Consider the following 15,625-nt stretch of genomic DNA (forward strand, 5'->3'; position numbering starts at 1 on the left):
CCGTGCGCAGGGTTCTGTAACATTTGCTCACGCTTGGCCCATGGCCTGGCCTGATGCCGGTCGATTCACGCGACGAACGTTGGTGGTGCCTTTCAGGGGCGCGGCCCATAGTGAGATCAAAGCCCCTATAAGAGACTGGCCATGACCAAGACTCTCCACCACCGTGCCTGCCATCTGTGCGAAGCCATCTGTGGCCTGACCCTGGAAACCACCCAGGACGAAGACGGCCGTCTGGCGATCACCTCGATCAAGGGTGACCCTCTGGACACGTTCAGCCGTGGTCACATCTGCCCAAAGGCGGTAGCGCTGCAGGATATTCAGAACGACCCGGACCGCCTGCAGCAGCCCATGCTGCGGGTGGGCAGTGAATGGCAGCCCATTCCCTGGGACGAGGCGTTTGCCCTGGTGGCCGAGCGGCTGGCGGGCATTCAGTCCCGACACGGGCAGAATGCAGTGGCGGTGTATCAAGGCAACCCCAGCGTGCACAACTACGGGCTGATGACCCACAGCAACTACTTCCTCGGCCTGCTCAAGACGCGCAGTCGGTTTTCTGCGACTTCCGTGGACCAGTTGCCTCATCACCTCACCAGTCATTTGATGTATGGACATGGCCTGTTGTTGCCGATTCCGGACATCGACCACACCGACTTCATGCTGATCCTGGGCGGCAACCCGCTGGCGTCCAACGGCAGCATCATGACCGTGCCGGATGTGGAAAAGCGCCTCAAGGCCATCCAGGCGCGGGGCGGCAAGGTGGTGGTGGTTGATCCTCGGCGCAGTGAAACGGCAGCGATCGCCGACCAGCATCTTTTTGTGCGCCCAGGGGGCGACGCGGCGCTGTTGTTCGGGTTGCTCAACACCTTATTCAGCGAAAACCTGACGCGTGAGAGTCATTTGCCTGTCGACGGGCTGGACGCTGTACGCCGTGCGATCGCCGGCTTTACCGCCGAGAAGATGAGCCGCCAGTGCGCGGTGCCGGCCGAGCAGATACGCCAATTGGCGCGGGACTTTGCCGCAGCGGACAAGGCCGTGTGCTACGGGCGCATGGGCGTCTCGACGCAGGCGTTCGGCACCTTGTGCCATTGGCTGGTGCAGTTGATCAACCTGGTCACCGGGAATCTGGATCGGGTTGGCGGTGCATTGTGCACCTCTCCGGCCGTTGACCTCGTGGCTTCGACCGGCGGCGGGCATTTCAATCGCTGGCAAAGCCGTGTGTCCGGACGCCCCGAGTACGGCGGCGAGTTGCCGGTGTCGGCGCTGGCTGAAGAAATGCTCACCGAAGGCGAAGGGCAGATCCGCGCGCTGGTGACGGTGGCGGGCAACCCGGTGCTGTCCACGCCGAACGGTCGGCAGTTAGAGCAGGCTCTGGATGGGTTGGAGTTCATGGTCAGTGTCGACCTCTACATCAATGAAACAACGCGTTATGCCGATCTGATTTTGCCGTCCACCTCGGCGCTGGAAAACGATCACTACGACACCACCTTCAACATGTTTGCGGTGCGCAATGTCACGCGCTTCAATCGCGCAATCCTGCCCAAACCCGAGGGCGCGCTGCATGACTGGGAGATTTTCGTCGGCCTGGCCCGCGCCTTCGCGACGCAGACCGGGGTGGCGCTCAAGCCAACCCTGCCGCCGGCGCAGATGATCGACTTCGGGCTGCGGGCCGGGGCTTACGGTGACGCCTCCGATCACAAGTTGTCGGTCGCCATGCTGGCTGATCATCCTCATGGCGTGGACCTGGGGCCACTGCGTCCCAACCTCGCTGCGCGTTTGAAAACGCAAGATGGCAAGGTGCAGGCGGCGCCGACGGTGATTCTGGCCGACCTGGCGCGGTTTGCGGCACAGCCGGTGCCGGTGGCCGATGAGTTGCTGCTGATTGGCCGGCGCCACGTGCGCAGCAACAATTCCTGGATGCATAACTATCACCGCTTGGTGAAAGGCAAGCCGCGGCATCAATTGCTGATGCACCCCGACGACCTCGCCAGCCGCCAGTTGAGCGATGGCCAGCGGGTGCGTGTCAGCTCGCGCATCGGCATGGTCGAGGTGGAAGTATCGGCAAGTTTGGACATGATGCCCGGCGTGGTCAGCCTGCCCCACGGTTGGGGCCATAGCCGCCCGGGTGTGCAGATGGCGATTGCCAGCGGGCAGCCGGGGGCGAGCGCCAATGACTTGACCGACGAACGGCAATTGGATGAGTTATCCGGCAACGCCGCGTTGAACGGCGTGCCGGTGCAGGTGGCTGCAGCTTAGGGCGCCAGCACGGTGCTGGAATTTTGCGTTACAATGCGCCACCGTGCCGACCTGTGAGTCGCAAAAGTTCCTGCAGAGGTGTTCCATGGATATCATCGAAACGATCAAAGAGCAGATTGCCAACAACACCATTCTGCTTTACATGAAGGGCGCTCCTAACGCGCCTCAGTGCGGTTTCTCCGCGAAGGCGTCCCAAGCGGTGATGGCGTGCGGCGAGAAGTTCGCTTACGTGGATATCCTGCAAAACCCTGAAATCCGCGCCAACCTGCCCAAGTACGCCAACTGGCCGACTTTCCCGCAACTGTGGGTGGCCGGTGAGCTGATTGGTGGCAGCGACATCATCACCGAAATGGCGGCTGATGGTTCGTTGCAGGCGCTGATCAAAGAAGCAGCGGAAAAAGCGGCAGCCAAGACCGAAGCGTGATGCTTTTGTAAAAGGCCATGCAATAAAAAGCCCCGCTTCTCATAAGAGAGCGGGGCTTTTTTGTACTTGTTGGCGAGGGGTTATTCGCCCATCTGCGACTGCAGGTAGTTTTCCAGGCTGACCTTGTCGATCAGGCCCAGTTGGGTTTCCAGCCAGTCGATGTGCTCTTCCTGGTCTTCCAGGATATCTTCCAGCAGCTCGCGGCTGCCGAAGTCGCCCTGGGCTTCGCAGTGAGCGATGGCGGCCTTGAGGTCGCTATGGCTCTTGCGTTCAAAGCCCAGATCGCTGCCGATCATTTCCTGGGTGTGCTCGCCGATGTTCAGCTTGCCCAGGTCCTGTACGTTCGGCAGGCCTTCCAGGAACAGGATGCGCTTGATCAGCGCATCCGCGTCCTTCATGGCCTTGATCGATTCCTTGTATTCACGCTTGCCGAGCTTTTCCAGGCCCCAATCGTCGTACATGCGCGCATGCAGGAAGTACTGATTGATCGCGACCAGTTCATTGGCAAGGATTTTGTTGAGTTGCTGGATGACTGAGATGTCGCCTTTCATGACTGGGGTCCTGCCCTGTAATCGCTGTGTATAGGGCGGAGTTTGAGCGGCGAAAACTCCAGTGTCAAACCTAAGTTATTGAATAATAAATGAAAATTAATCGGAATAAGAATGTTTGTGTTCCGCGTCTTGGCGCTAACTAATTGAATTAAAGGCATAAAAAAACCGGACACGAAGTCCGGTTCTTTAAAACATGCCTATTCAGGCGTGTGTAAATTCTGTCGTGTAGGGAAGGGAGGCCTGTGCTGTCTGCAGCTGCGTCAGGGTTTCCCGTACCACTTGCTTGGCGAGGCATGCGCATTTTCCGCACTGGCTGGCAACGCCGGTGGTTTCGCGCACTTCCTTGTAGCTGCAGCAACCTTCATAGATTGCTTCGCGGATTTGTCCGTCGGTGACGCCAGTACACAGGCACACATACATAAGGGAGAACCGTCGCGGGTTAAGGCTTAAGTGCGATGGATCTTAATGTTAACGAGAATGATTGTCAAAGTAGATTCGTCGTTATTTGCCGGCCTCGCCCACGCGCTGACGAACGGTTTTTTCCGTGTATGATGATCGGTCTTCACGAAGCGTGACTGCGTCACAGGCCTGTCGCTTAAACGCGGCATACTCAAGGCCAGTCCTTTTACTTCAATCGTCACCCTTACATCAGGAGATACCCAATGAGCGTACTCGTCGGCAAACAAGCCCCGGATTTCGACGTACCTGCCGTCCTCGGCAATGGCGAAATCGTTGACAGCTTCAAACTGTCCGAAGCCATCAAAGGCAAATACGGCCTGGTGTTCTTCTACCCGCTGGATTTCACTTTCGTGTGCCCTTCGGAGCTGATCGCACTGGACCACCGCATGGACGATTTCAAGGCGCGTAACGTTGAAGTGGTCGCCGTTTCCATCGACTCCCATTTCACCCACAACGCCTGGCGCAACACCGCCATCAATGATGGCGGCATCGGCAAAGTCAAATACACCATGGCTGCCGACATGAAGCACGACATCGCCAAGGCCTACGACGTTGAGTCCGAAGGCGGCGTGGCCTTCCGTGGCGCGTTCCTGATCGATGACAAGGGCGTTGTGCGCTCGCAGATCATCAACGACCTGCCACTGGGCCGTAACATGGAAGAGTTGATCCGCCTGGTCGACGCGCTGCAATTCCACGAAGAGCACGGTGAAGTCTGCCCTGCCAACTGGAAGAAAGGCGACAAGGGCATGAACGCTTCGCCAGAAGGTGTTGCGGCTTACCTGACCGAGAATGCCGGCAAGCTGTAAGCCGGAATCGAGGTACAAAAAAACCGGCCTGAGAGGGCCGGTTTTTTTATGGGAGCGCGCGGCGCGTTCAGGAGACGCTCAGTCGCCGAAATCTTCCCATCCGCCCATCTGCTTCCAGCGATTGACGATGCCGCAGAACAACTCGGCGGTCTTCTCGGTGTCGTAGCGCGCCGAGTGGGCCTCACGCCCGTCAAAATCGATTCCGGCTGCCTGGCAGGCTTTGGCCAGTACGGTCTGACCGTAGGCGAGGCCGGCGAGGGTCGCGGTGTCGAAGCTGGAGAACGGGTGGAACGGGTTGCGTTTCATGTCCAGGCGCGCCACGGCGGCATTCAGGAAACCCAGGTCGAAGCTGCTGTTGTGCCCTACCAGGATCGCGCGCTTGCAGCCATTGGCCTTCAATGCCTTGCGCACGCCACGGAAGATATCGGTCAGAGCCGTTTCTTCACTGACTGCCATGCGCAGCGGGTGATCGAGCTTGATCCCGGTGAATTCAAGGGCGGCGGCTTCGATGTTGGCGCCTTCGAACGGCTCGACGCGGAAGAAGTGGGTATGTTCTGGATACACAAAACCCTGTTCATCCATGCCAATGGTCGTGGCGGCAATTTCCAGCAATGCATCGGTGGCGCAATTGAAGCCGCCGGTTTCTACGTCGATAACGACAGGCAGGTAGCCTCGGAAACGTTCGGCCATCGGGTGGCGCGAGCCACCGCCGCCGCCGCCGTGTTCCTGGTCGTCATCGTAATGGTCTTCACTCACTTGCTTTCCTCCAGCAGGCGCCAGCGCAGTGTTTCACCGGCGCGCAGCGGGATAACAGTCAGCTCGCCAAAGGGCAGGCTGGCGGGGGCGGTCCAGTCTTCGCGGACCAGGGTAATGCGGTCTGTATTCGCCGGCAGGCCATAGAAGCGCGGGCCGTTGAGGCTGGCGAAACCTTCAAGTTTGTCCAGGGCGTTGCGCTGTTCGAACGCTTCGGCGTACAGCTCGATGGCGGCAAACGCGGTGTAGCAGCCGGCGCAACCGCACGCGGCTTCCTTGGCGTGCTGGGCGTGGGGCGCGGAATCGGTACCGAGGAAGAACTTCGGATTGCCGCTGGTTGCGGCATCCAGCAGCGCCACCTGATGGGTGTTGCGCTTGAGGATCGGCAGGCAATAGAAATGCGGCCGAATCCCGCCCACCAGCATGTGGTTGCGGTTATAGAGCAGGTGATGCGCGGTGATGGTCGCGCCGACGTTGGCCGAAGCCTCGGTGACGAACTGCACGGCATCGGCCGTGGTGATGTGCTCGAACACCACCTTGAGAGTCGGAAACAGCTCGACCACGCGGCGCATGTGCTCGTCGATGAAGATTTTCTCGCGATCGAACACGTCCACGTCGCCACGGGTGACTTCACCGTGGATCAACAGCGGCATGCCAACGTGCGCCATGGCTTCGATGGCCGGCAGGATCTTGTCGATACTGGTCACGCCGGAATCGGAGTTGGTGGTCGCGCCGGCCGGGTACAGCTTGGCGGCGTGCACGAAACCGCTGGCCATGGCCTCACGAATTTCTTCGGGCTGGGTGCGGTCGGTCAGGTAGAGCACCATCAACGGCTCGAAGCGGCTGCCGGCCGGTCGCGCAGCGAGGATACGCTGGCGATAGGCGTCGGCTTGCGCGGCATTACGGACCGGTGGTACCAGGTTTGGCATGATGATGGCGCGGCCGAACGTACGCGCAACATCGGCCACGGTTTGGGGTAACGCAGCACCATCGCGAAGATGAATATGCCAGTCGTCGGGACGCAGCAGGGTCAGGCGGTCGGACATTGGGGATTCCAGGCGGGTCAATCTGGTGGGAATGCTACCGGAAAAGACTCTTGCAGGCACTCGCTATCAAGTTTTGCAGGATGCGACCGATAGCGGTGGGTATGCCTTAACGATGTATGACGCTTTGAAGTGTTGTAGAAACCAGTGGAGCCTCCCGTGCGCCAGCATTATCTAGCCCTGCTCAGTGTGTTCGCCAGCCTGCCTGCGATGGCACTCACGTTCCAGACACGTCTGGAGAACATTGAGTGGAAGGTGGAAGGTGACCAATTCGAGTGCCGCCTGACCCAGCCGATCACCGACTTCGGTTCGGGTGAGTTCGTGCGCCGGGCCGGTGAGCAGGCGACGTTTCGCCTTAAAGCCTATAACGGCTCGCTGGGCGGCGGGTCGGCCACCTTGTTGGCCGCCGCCGCGCCGTGGCAGCCAGGGCGTGGCGATATCAACCTCGGGGCCGTGCGTGCCGGCAGCGGCGATGTGCTCTTCAACAGTTCCCAGGCCCAGGCCGGGCGCCTGTTCAATGGCTTGCTCGACGGGCGCTCGCCGACCGTCCGACATTACGGGCGTGACGGCGGCTATTCGGAAATTCGCCTGTTGCCGGTCAAATTCAACAAGGCCTACAGCGATTATCAGTTGTGCACCGCCAAGCTGTTGCCGATGAATTACGATCAGGTCAAGCAGACCGAAGTCGGTTTCCCCGGTGGTGGCATCGAGCTGGACGCAGCCGCCAAGCAGAAACTGGCGGTGATTATCGAGTTCATGAAGGCTGATCCGACCGTCAATCATATCGAGTTGAACGGCCACTCGGACAACAGCGGCAATCGCCTGAGCAACCGTGATGTCTCGCGCCGTCGCGCGTTGGCGGTGATGGACTACTTCAAGGCCAATGGCATCCAGGAATCGCAGATCACTCTGCGTTTCCATGGCGAGAGCTACCCCTTGGTACCCAACACCAATGCCGCCAACCGGGCCCGCAACCGCCGGGTTAATATTCAGCTTGAGCGTGTGGCTGCCCCCGAGAAACCGGCCCCCCGGGCCGCGGTTCCGAGCAACCCTGCGCACACGTCCTGACGTGCGGCCATCGGTCGCTCGCTCGACATAATCTGTCGCTTTATCTTCATTTGCTGTCGCGCCCCTGTAAATTCGCGGTTTTGGTCGGTAGAATCGACGCCTTTCCGTACAACCCCGTGGAGTGATGGCATGGCCGACGTAAACAAGGTCGTTCTCGCGTATTCCGGCGGCCTGGACACTTCGGTGATCCTCAAGTGGCTGCAGGATACTTATAACTGTGAAGTGGTGACCTTCACCGCTGACCTGGGTCAGGGCGAAGAGGTCGAACCTGCACGTGCCAAGGCGCAAGCCATGGGCGTGAAAGAGATCTACATTGATGACCTGCGCGAAGAGTTCGTCCGCGATTTCGTCTTCCCGATGTTTCGCGCCAACACCGTCTACGAAGGCGAGTACCTGCTGGGTACCTCCATCGCACGTCCACTGATCGCCAAGCGCCTGATCGAAATCGCCAACGAAACCGGCGCTGACGCCATTTCCCATGGCGCGACCGGTAAAGGCAACGACCAGGTGCGTTTCGAACTGGGTGCCTACGCCCTCAAACCAGGCGTGAAAGTGATTGCGCCCTGGCGTGAATGGGACCTGCTGTCCCGTGAAAAACTGATGGATTACGCCGAGAAGCACGCGATTCCGATCGAGCGCCATGGCAAGAAGAAGTCCCCGTACTCGATGGACGCCAACCTGCTGCACATCTCCTATGAAGGCGGCGTGCTGGAAGACACCTGGACCGAGCACGAAGAAGACATGTGGAAATGGACCGTCTCCCCGGAGAACGCGCCAGACAAGCCACAGTACCTGGAACTGACCTACCGCAACGGCGACATCGTCGCGCTGGATGGCGTCGACATGACCCCGGCCACCGTGCTGGCGACCCTGAACCGTATCGGCGGCGAACACGGTATCGGTCGCCTCGACATCGTCGAGAACCGTTACGTGGGCATGAAGTCCCGTGGTTGCTACGAAACCCCAGGCGGCACCATCATGCTGCGCGCTCACCGCGCCATCGAGTCCATCACTCTGGACCGCGAAGTCGCTCACCTCAAAGACGAGCTGATGCCCAAGTATGCCAGCCTGATCTACACCGGCTACTGGTGGAGCCCTGAGCGTCTGATGCTGCAGCAGATGATCGACGCCTCCCAGGCTCACGTGAACGGCGTTGTGCGCCTGAAACTCTACAAAGGCAACGTGATCGTCACCGGTCGCAAGTCGGATGATTCGCTGTTCGATGCCAACATCGCTACTTTCGAAGAAGACGGTGGTGCCTACAACCAGGCTGACGCAGCGGGCTTTATCAAGTTGAACGCACTGCGCATGCGCATCGCGGCCAACAAAGGTCGTTCGTTGTTCTGAGTGCCGCACCCGCTGTAAAAAATGGCCCCTTGTTCAAGGGGCCATTTTTTTTGCAGAAAATTCAGATGGATGCGCAATGTTTAGGTTTGTTTAACAGTGCACCGGCTTTCGAGTCGATAAACGTTTATTGGGTTTATTTAAATCCGTAGCCATTGATATGTGTAGGATTGAATGAATTGTTTACACCTATGTAGGAACTAGTCTTACAGAAAGTTCACTCATGCAGGGGAGTAAGTGTGTAGTTTTGTGAAAATTCTGTAGGAAATAAGGAAGTAAATAAATATGTTAAATGGAACTGAAACTATCAATCTTTCATGGCCGCTCTTAACGTACGGCAGGGGTGGGCAAGGGGCATTTCCTGAAAGTACTGTGCGGTACGTTTACCTGCTGCCCCTCAGTACCTATAGATTTCACTCAAAATATGTAGAGTCCCGGAAAGGTCTGAAAGGCCCCATAAAACTGGATACATCCAGTCAGGCGGTTTTTTGTAGGGCAATTCCTTTATCTCTGTGGCTCATGTCTCTGCTTGCTGTTGCTCGGGGGGGAGCGCTATGCCAACTAGGAAACGACTAGGCTATTGTGCTTGCTCTAAATAATTCGAACAGCGAAATTGGACTTTCTCATGAATAAAGTGCTGATCGTGGATGATCATCCTGTCATTCGTCTTGCTGTGCGTATGCTAATGGAACGTCATGGTTATGAGGTCGTTGCCGAGACTGATAACGGTGTCGATGCGTTGCAGCTTGCACGGGAGCATATGCCGGATATTGTCATACTGGATATTGGGATCCCCCAACTTGACGGTCTGGAAGTTATTTGCCGGTTGTCGTCTACAAAGCAACCTGCACCGTTCAAGGTGCTGGTGCTCACGTCCCAGGCCCCTGGACATTTTTCCATGCGCTGCATGCAGGCGGGGGCGGCGGGCTATGTGTGCAAGCAACAGGACCTGACGGAGTTGCTGAGTGCGATCAAGGCTGTCCTGTCGGGCTACAGCTACTTCCCGAACCAGGCGCTCAACTCAGTGCGCTCCACCATGGGCAATGCCAGTGAGGCCGATATGGTCGAGCGTCTTTCGGGTCGCGAGATGATGGTGTTGCAGCAATTGGCGCGGGGCAAGACCAACAAGGAGATCGCCGACGGTATGTTCCTCAGTAACAAAACCGTGAGCACCTACAAGACTCGACTGCTGCTTAAACTCAATGCGCGATCCCTGGTGGACCTGATCGAGCTGGCCCAGCGCAACGGGTTGGTTTAGAGGCGCTCAACGCCTATCCAGGGTACCCGGCAGAAAAAGCCTCCGTGAGGGAGGCTTCCGGCCGTCGACTGACTGATCAGAGATCGAAGTCGTATTCGGCCAATTGTTTTTGCAAGCGTCGCTCTTCCAGCAGATTGTCGATGGTGCGGCGTTTGCTTAGATTGGTTTTGGCGACTTCCACTACGACAGGCTCTACCACCTCATCCTCTTCCGACTCGACGCCGTCGTCTACTTCCAGTTGTTCCTTGCCAGTGCTCATAAGGTTAACTCCAGGCTAAGACTGCCGTTGGCGCTCCTTATAACGATAATTCGGGGATGGGTAAAAAAGATTTTTTCAATCGAGAGATCGAAAAAAGCTATGGAACCTCAATCGTCGGAAGTTTTGTCTTTGTATTCGCACAGGTCCTCGATACGGCAACTGCCACAGCGCGGCTTACGAGCCTGGCACACGTAGCGTCCGTGAAGGATGAGCCAATGGTGGGAGTCCAGTAGATAGGGCTTGGGTACAAACTTCATCAGCTGTTTTTCCACTTCCACCACGTTTTTGCCGCGAGCAATGCCGGTGCGATTGCTGACCCGGAAAATGTGCGTGTCCACGGCCATGGTCAGTTGCCGAAACGCGGTATTGAGCACCACGTTGGCGGTTTTGCGGCCCACCCCCGGCAACGCTTCCAGCGCCTCACGCGTTTGCGGCACTTCACTGCCATGCTGTTCGATCAACAGGCGGCAGGTTTCGATGACATTCTTGGCCTTACTGTTGTACAGGCCGATGGTCTTGATGTATTCCGACAAACCGTCCACACCCAGGGCATAGATGGCCTCCGGGGTGTTGGCCACGGGGTACAGCTTGGCGGTGGCCTTGTTGACGCCAACGTCGGTGGACTGAGCAGACAGGATCACCGCAATCAGCAACTCGAACGGTGAGGTATAGGCCAGTTCGGTCTTGGGCTCCGGATTGTCTTCGTGAAACCGGCGGAAAATTTCCAGGCGTTTGGCGGCGTTCATACGGCGGTGGGTTCCTTGCAGGCGTTCAGCGTCGTTTCGAGTCGTGGTTCAAGCGCCATGGGCGTCTACCTGGCGTTGCGCTTCATCCAGGCGTTGCAGCGCGTCGGCCAACTGCTGCGTGTCGGCTTGCTGGTCCTGGGCTTTTTTCAGTTCGGCGCGCCGCATTGCCAGCTGGATCTTGGCGCGTTTGAGCTCGGCACTGTTGCGAGCTGGTAGCGGCATGGCGGGTGTGCTGCCAGCCTCAATGGCCGCCAGCGCCTGCTCCGCCGCTTCAAACTGCAGTTGCAACACGATCAATTGCGACTGTTGCTCAAACGTCGGTGGATGTCCAAATGCCTTTAGCGATTTGTGCAACTGGGCACGACTCATCGCGACGTTGATCTTGGCTTTTTTCACCGCAGCGTCCTGTGCCGCCTCTACCGCATCGTGTTGAACCGGCTCCAGCGCCGTCGGACGCTTGGCCCTGGCCAGGCGCTCGGCCAGTCTGTGTGCTTCTTCCCGTTGCAGGCGCCCGTTACGTTGCTCGAAGCGCCGGCGTGCCCGGTTGCGTTTGACGTTGCGTTCACGGCGCTGCTCGTCGCTCGCCGCCAGGCCGCCCACAATCGGCAGCACTGATGTGGGCGGGCGCATTTCGATGCAGTCCACCGGGCAAGGCGCGACGCACAGGTCGCAGCCCGTGCATTCGTCGCTAATCACCGTGTGCATCAATTTGGCCGCGCCGACGATGGCATCCACTGGGCATGCCTGGATGCACTTGGTGCAGCCGATGCATTCAGCCTCACGGATATATGCCACTTGCGCAGGCGCCTCGCCGCGAGTCATGTCCAGTTCCAGCACTGGCACACGCAGTAACTGCGACAAGCCGATAATGGTTTCCTGCCCACCCGGCGGGCACTTGTTGATCGCCTCGCCCGCGGCAATGCCTTCGGCGTAGGGCTTGCAGCCCGGATGCCCGCATTTGCCGCATTGGGTCTGTGGCAGCAGCGCGTCGATACGTTGAATAAGGTTCATGCGTTGATCATTGCGTTGAAACCCAGGAGCGTCACCCGTGTGATGACAAGCCCCAGGGCAGGCCGGTTAAACAAACAGAAAGCTGATTATCCGGCAAGCAAGAGAGGGGGGCTAGCGCAAAAGCCCTGTCGCCGAAACGACAGGGCTGTCGGGCAGGGCTTACTTGATGCGCTGGCCCGGCTTGGCGCCAGTGTCAGGGCTCAGCAGGTAGATCTCCTCACCGCCAGGGCCGGCTGCCATCACCATACCTTCGGATATACCGAACTTCATTTTGCGCGGCTTGAGGTTGGCGATCATCATGGTCAGGCGACCGTCGAGCTTGGACGGGTCCGGATAGGCGCTCTTGATCCCGGAGAACACGTTACGTTGCTCGCCACCCAGATCCAGAGTCAGGCGCAGCAGTTTGTCGGCACCTTCAACCGCTTCGGCCTTGACGATCAGCGCCACGCGCAGGTCCACGGCGGCAAAGGCGTCGAAGTCGATTTCCGCTGAAATGGGGTCCTTGGCCAACTCACCATTGCCCGCTGACGCAGCCGAGCCGGTATCGGTCTGGCTGGCGACCAGGTCTTCTTTCGAAGCATCGGTCATGGCCTGGACTTTTACCGGGTCGATACGGGTCATCAACGGCTTGAACTCGTTCAGTTGATGATTGCTGAGCAACGTGGCGTGGTCGTTCCAGGTCAGTGGCGGCACATTGAGGAACGCTTCGGCGTCGGCGGCCAGCAACGGCAGCACCGGCTTGAGGAAGATCACCAACTGGCGGAACAGGTTGACGCCGGTGGCGCAGATCGCCTGGACTTCAGCCTGCTTGCCTTCCTGCTTGTTCAGCGACCAGGGTGCCTTGTCGGCGATCCAGGCGTTGGCGCGGTCGGCCAGGCCCATGATCTCGCGCATGGCGCGCGCGAAATCGCGGGCTTCATAGGCGTCGGCGATGCTTGGCGCAGCGGCCAGGAAGGCGTCGGTCAGTTCCGGCGCGGCATTTTCAGCCACCAGCACGCCGGCATTGCCCTTGTGGATAAAACCGGCGCAACGGCTGGCGATGTTGACGACTTTGCCCACCAGGTCCGAGTTGACCTTCTGTACGAAATCTTCCAGGTTCAGGTCCAGGTCATCGACGCCACGGCCCAGCTTGGACGCATAGTAGTAGCGCAGGTATTCCGGCGCCAGGTGGTCCAGGTAGGTGCGCGCCTTGATAAAGGTGCCCCGGGACTTGGACATCTTCTGGCCGTTGACCGTCAGGTAGCCGTGTACGTTGATGCCGGTCGGCTTGCGGTAGCCCGAGCCTTCGAGCATCGCGGGCCAGAACAGTGCGTGGAAGTTGACGATGTCCTTGCCGATGAAGTGGTACAACTCGGCGGTGGAGTCCTTGCCCCAGAACGCGTCGAAGTCCAGCTCAGGTGTGCGGTCGCACAGGTTCTTGAAACTGGCCATGTAGCCAATCGGCGCATCCAGCCATACATAGAAATACTTGCCCGGCTCGCCCGGAATCTCGAAGCCGAAGTAGGGCGCATCGCGGGAGATGTCCCACTGCTGCAGGCCACTGTCGAGCCATTCCGAGAGTTTGTTGGCCACGGCGTCCTGCAAGGTGCCGCTGCGGGTCCAGGTTTGCAGCATCTGCTGGAAATCCGGGAGCTTGAAGAAGAAGTGCTGGGAGTCCTTGAGCACCGGCGTGGCGCCGGAAATCGCCGACTTCGGATCCTTCAAGTCAGTCGGTGCGTAGGTGGCGCCGCATTTTTCGCAGTTGTCGCCGTACTGGTCTTCGGTGCCGCATTTCGGGCAGGTGCCCTTGATGAAGCGGTCGGCCAGGAACATTTTCTTTTCCGGGTCGAAATACTGGGTCACCGAACGCTGGTCGATGTGCCCGGCTTCCTTCAATCGCAGGTAGATCTGGCTCGACAGCTCGCGGTTTTCTTCGCAGTGGGTCGAATGGAAATTGTCGAAATCCACCAGGAACTCGGCAAAGTCGGCGCTGTGTTCAGCCTGCACATTGGCGATCAGTTGTTCCGGGGTGATGCCTTCCTTTTCGGCGCGCAACATGATGGCCGAACCGTGGGCGTCGTCCGCGCAGACATAGATGCATTGGTTGCCGCGATGCTTCTGGAAGCGCACCCACATATCGGTCTGGATGTACTCAAGCATATGGCCTAGATGGATGGAACCATTGGCATAGGGCAGGGCGCTGGTGACGAGGATCTTGCGTGGCTCGGACATGGGGCTCGGCTACTTGATGAAACGGAGGTCGGCCACTATAAAGCGCCGGCGAATTTATTTCACCCCGTGGCGCTGTTTCCGAATCTTCCGAACCTTCGAAAGCATGCCGTTAAGCTGCTGGAACGGTTAGGATAGCCGCCTGTTTCAGTCAGTCTTTTTCGGGAGTAGCCCATGAGCGCCGTGAATCGCGCAGCGGTGGAAGCCGTTCTTCGCCAGTACACCGACCCCTATTTGAACCAGGACCCGGTCAGTGCCGGTTGTGTGCGTACCATCGAGGTCCAGGGTGATCAGGTGTCGGTCCAGCTGGAGCTGGGCTATGCCGCCGGCTTGTTCAAGAATGGCTGGGCGCAAATGCTGCAGATGGCCATTGAGGGGCTGGACGGTGTGCGTTCGGCCAAGGTCGACATCCAGTGCGTGATCGCCCCGCACAAGGCCCAGGCGCAGATCCCGGGCCTGGCCAACGTCAAGAATGTGGTCGCCGTAGCCTCCGGCAAGGGCGGCGTGGGCAAGTCCACCACGGCGGCCAACCTGGCGCTGGCACTGGCCCGCGAAGGCGCGCGCGTGGGTATTCTCGACGCTGACATCTACGGCCCCAGCCAGGGCGTGATGTTTGGCATCGCCGAAGGCACGCGGCCAAAGGTCAAGGACCAGAAGTGGTTCGTGCCGATCGAGTCCCTGGGTGTCGAAGTCATGTCCATGGCCTTCCTCACCGACGACAACACACCGATGGTGTGGCGCGGGCCGATGGTGTCCGGTGCCTTGCTGCAACTGGTCACCCAGACCGCCTGGGGCGACCTGGATTATCTGGTGATCGACATGCCGCCAGGCACCGGCGATATCCAGCTGACCCTGGCGCAGAAAGTCCCGGTGGCCGGCGCGGTGATCGTCACCACTCCCCAGGACCTGGCACTGCTCGACGCGAAAAAAGGCGTGGAGATGTTCCGCAAGGTCAACATTCCTGTACTGGGCGTCGTGGAAAACATGGCCGTGCATATCTGTTCAAACTGCGGTCACGCCGAGCACCTGTTCGGTGAAGGCGGCGGCGAGAAGCTCGCCACCCAGTACGGCGTGGAGCTGCTGGCCTCGTTGCCGCTGTCGATGCTGATTCGTGAACAGGCCGACGGCGGCAAGCCAACGGTAATGGCGGAGCCCGACAGCCAGATCGCCATGATCTATCAGGAACTGGCTCGCCACGTGGGTGCGCGGATTGTGTTACAGGAAGCCGTGGCCCCGGCGATGCCGACGATTACCGTCAGCGACGACTGAAACGATTGAAGATAAAAGGCCTCGACAGTGTCGGGGCTTTTTTACGGCTGGCAGGCGGTCAATGCGCGCTGGTTACCCCTTTACGCAATTGCTCGTGTAAGCATTGGCTTACTTTTTCGTAAGTGTTTGGGGTTTTTATCGGCCATGACCGTCTCGAAATTGCGCAAGTGTTTTCT

The 15,625-nt window shown here is 58.9% G+C and carries 15 protein-coding genes; 7 read left to right on the plus strand and 8 right to left on the minus strand.

What is annotated here, in order from left to right; translation table 11 throughout:
• Positions 1 to 141 precede the first annotated feature (141 nt).
• Positions 142 to 2,250 (plus strand): molybdopterin oxidoreductase family protein, encoded by a 2,109-nt coding sequence (locus tag V6M90_RS25650; RefSeq protein ID WP_332847316.1) that lies wholly within the window; start codon positions 142 to 144, stop codon positions 2,248 to 2,250.
• Positions 2,251 to 2,335: 85 nt separating this feature from the next.
• On the plus strand, positions 2,336 to 2,674 hold the full coding sequence (gene grxD / locus V6M90_RS25655; RefSeq protein WP_003172092.1) for a Grx4 family monothiol glutaredoxin: 339 nt from the start codon (positions 2,336 to 2,338) through the stop codon (positions 2,672 to 2,674).
• An 80-nt stretch (positions 2,675 to 2,754) separates the two neighbouring features.
• Here the strand turns inward: grxD and bfr are convergent, their stop codons facing one another.
• Both bfr and V6M90_RS25665 read right to left on the minus strand, forming a co-directional pair.
• Positions 2,755 to 3,225 (minus strand): bacterioferritin, encoded by a 471-nt coding sequence (gene bfr, locus V6M90_RS25660; RefSeq protein ID WP_003172093.1) that lies wholly within the window; start codon positions 3,223 to 3,225, stop codon positions 2,755 to 2,757.
• 201 nt (positions 3,226 to 3,426) lie between these two features.
• Complete coding sequence (locus V6M90_RS25665) at positions 3,427 to 3,645, minus strand: bacterioferritin-associated ferredoxin (protein WP_003172094.1); 219 nt, start codon at positions 3,643 to 3,645, stop codon at positions 3,427 to 3,429.
• 242 nt (positions 3,646 to 3,887) lie between these two features.
• On the opposite strand from V6M90_RS25665, the gene V6M90_RS25670 reads away from it, so the two are divergent.
• Positions 3,888 to 4,490, plus strand: a complete 603-nt coding sequence (locus V6M90_RS25670; RefSeq protein WP_003172097.1) for a peroxiredoxin — start codon at positions 3,888 to 3,890, stop codon at positions 4,488 to 4,490.
• A 78-nt stretch (positions 4,491 to 4,568) separates the two neighbouring features.
• Here the strand turns inward: V6M90_RS25670 and rnt are convergent, their stop codons facing one another.
• Both rnt and pyrC read right to left on the minus strand, forming a co-directional pair.
• Complete coding sequence (rnt, locus tag V6M90_RS25675) at positions 4,569 to 5,246, minus strand: ribonuclease T (protein ID WP_003172098.1); 678 nt, start codon at positions 5,244 to 5,246, stop codon at positions 4,569 to 4,571.
• A complete protein-coding gene (gene pyrC / locus V6M90_RS25680) occupies positions 5,243 to 6,289 on the minus strand; it encodes a dihydroorotase (RefSeq protein ID WP_003172099.1) in 1,047 nt (348 codons plus the stop codon). Before pyrC ends, rnt begins: the two co-directional genes overlap by 4 nt.
• A 156-nt stretch (positions 6,290 to 6,445) precedes the next feature.
• Between pyrC and V6M90_RS25685 the strand changes: the two genes are divergently transcribed.
• The 3 genes from V6M90_RS25685 to V6M90_RS25695 all read left to right on the plus strand — a co-directional run bounded on the left by V6M90_RS25685 (position 6,446) and on the right by V6M90_RS25695 (position 9,956).
• Positions 6,446 to 7,354 carry a flagellar protein MotY gene (locus V6M90_RS25685; protein ID WP_003172100.1) on the plus strand — a complete coding sequence of 303 codons (909 nt, stop codon included), beginning with the start codon at positions 6,446 to 6,448 and terminating at the stop codon, positions 7,352 to 7,354.
• A 129-nt stretch (positions 7,355 to 7,483) separates the two neighbouring features.
• Positions 7,484 to 8,701, plus strand: a complete 1,218-nt coding sequence (locus V6M90_RS25690) for an argininosuccinate synthase (protein WP_003172101.1) — start codon at positions 7,484 to 7,486, stop codon at positions 8,699 to 8,701.
• A 622-nt stretch (positions 8,702 to 9,323) separates the two neighbouring features.
• Positions 9,324 to 9,956: a response regulator transcription factor gene (locus tag V6M90_RS25695; RefSeq protein ID WP_003172102.1), complete on the plus strand. Its 633-nt coding sequence runs from the start codon at positions 9,324 to 9,326 to the stop codon at positions 9,954 to 9,956.
• Positions 9,957 to 10,032: 76 nt separating this feature from the next.
• Here V6M90_RS25695 and V6M90_RS25700 read toward each other — a convergent pair whose 3' ends face one another.
• The 4 genes from V6M90_RS25700 to metG form a co-directional block, all read right to left on the minus strand.
• Positions 10,033 to 10,215 (minus strand): PA3496 family putative envelope integrity protein, encoded by a 183-nt coding sequence (locus V6M90_RS25700; protein WP_003172104.1) that lies wholly within the window; start codon positions 10,213 to 10,215, stop codon positions 10,033 to 10,035.
• Between the two features lie 107 nt (positions 10,216 to 10,322).
• The gene (gene nth / locus V6M90_RS25705; protein WP_003172105.1) at positions 10,323 to 10,961 is read right to left on the minus strand and encodes an endonuclease III; all 639 of its coding nucleotides are present in this window, start codon (positions 10,959 to 10,961) and stop codon (positions 10,323 to 10,325) included.
• 48 nt (positions 10,962 to 11,009) lie between these two features.
• The gene (gene rsxB, locus V6M90_RS25710; RefSeq protein WP_332847317.1) at positions 11,010 to 11,972 is read right to left on the minus strand and encodes an electron transport complex subunit RsxB; all 963 of its coding nucleotides are present in this window, start codon (positions 11,970 to 11,972) and stop codon (positions 11,010 to 11,012) included.
• Between the two features lie 159 nt (positions 11,973 to 12,131).
• Positions 12,132 to 14,183: a methionine--tRNA ligase gene (metG, locus tag V6M90_RS25715; RefSeq protein WP_332847318.1), complete on the minus strand. Its 2,052-nt coding sequence runs from the start codon at positions 14,181 to 14,183 to the stop codon at positions 12,132 to 12,134.
• Between the two features lie 171 nt (positions 14,184 to 14,354).
• Here metG and apbC point away from each other — a divergent pair, with 171 nt between their 5' ends.
• Entirely contained in the window at positions 14,355 to 15,449 is a 1,095-nt protein-coding gene (apbC, locus tag V6M90_RS25720) for an iron-sulfur cluster carrier protein ApbC (RefSeq protein WP_332847319.1), read from the plus strand.
• The last annotated feature ends 176 nt before the right edge of the window (positions 15,450 to 15,625 follow it).

Origin of the sequence: Pseudomonas lactucae, from assembly GCF_036688725.1 — a bacterium.
GTDB lineage: Bacteria > Pseudomonadota > Gammaproteobacteria > Pseudomonadales > Pseudomonadaceae > Aquipseudomonas > Aquipseudomonas lactucae.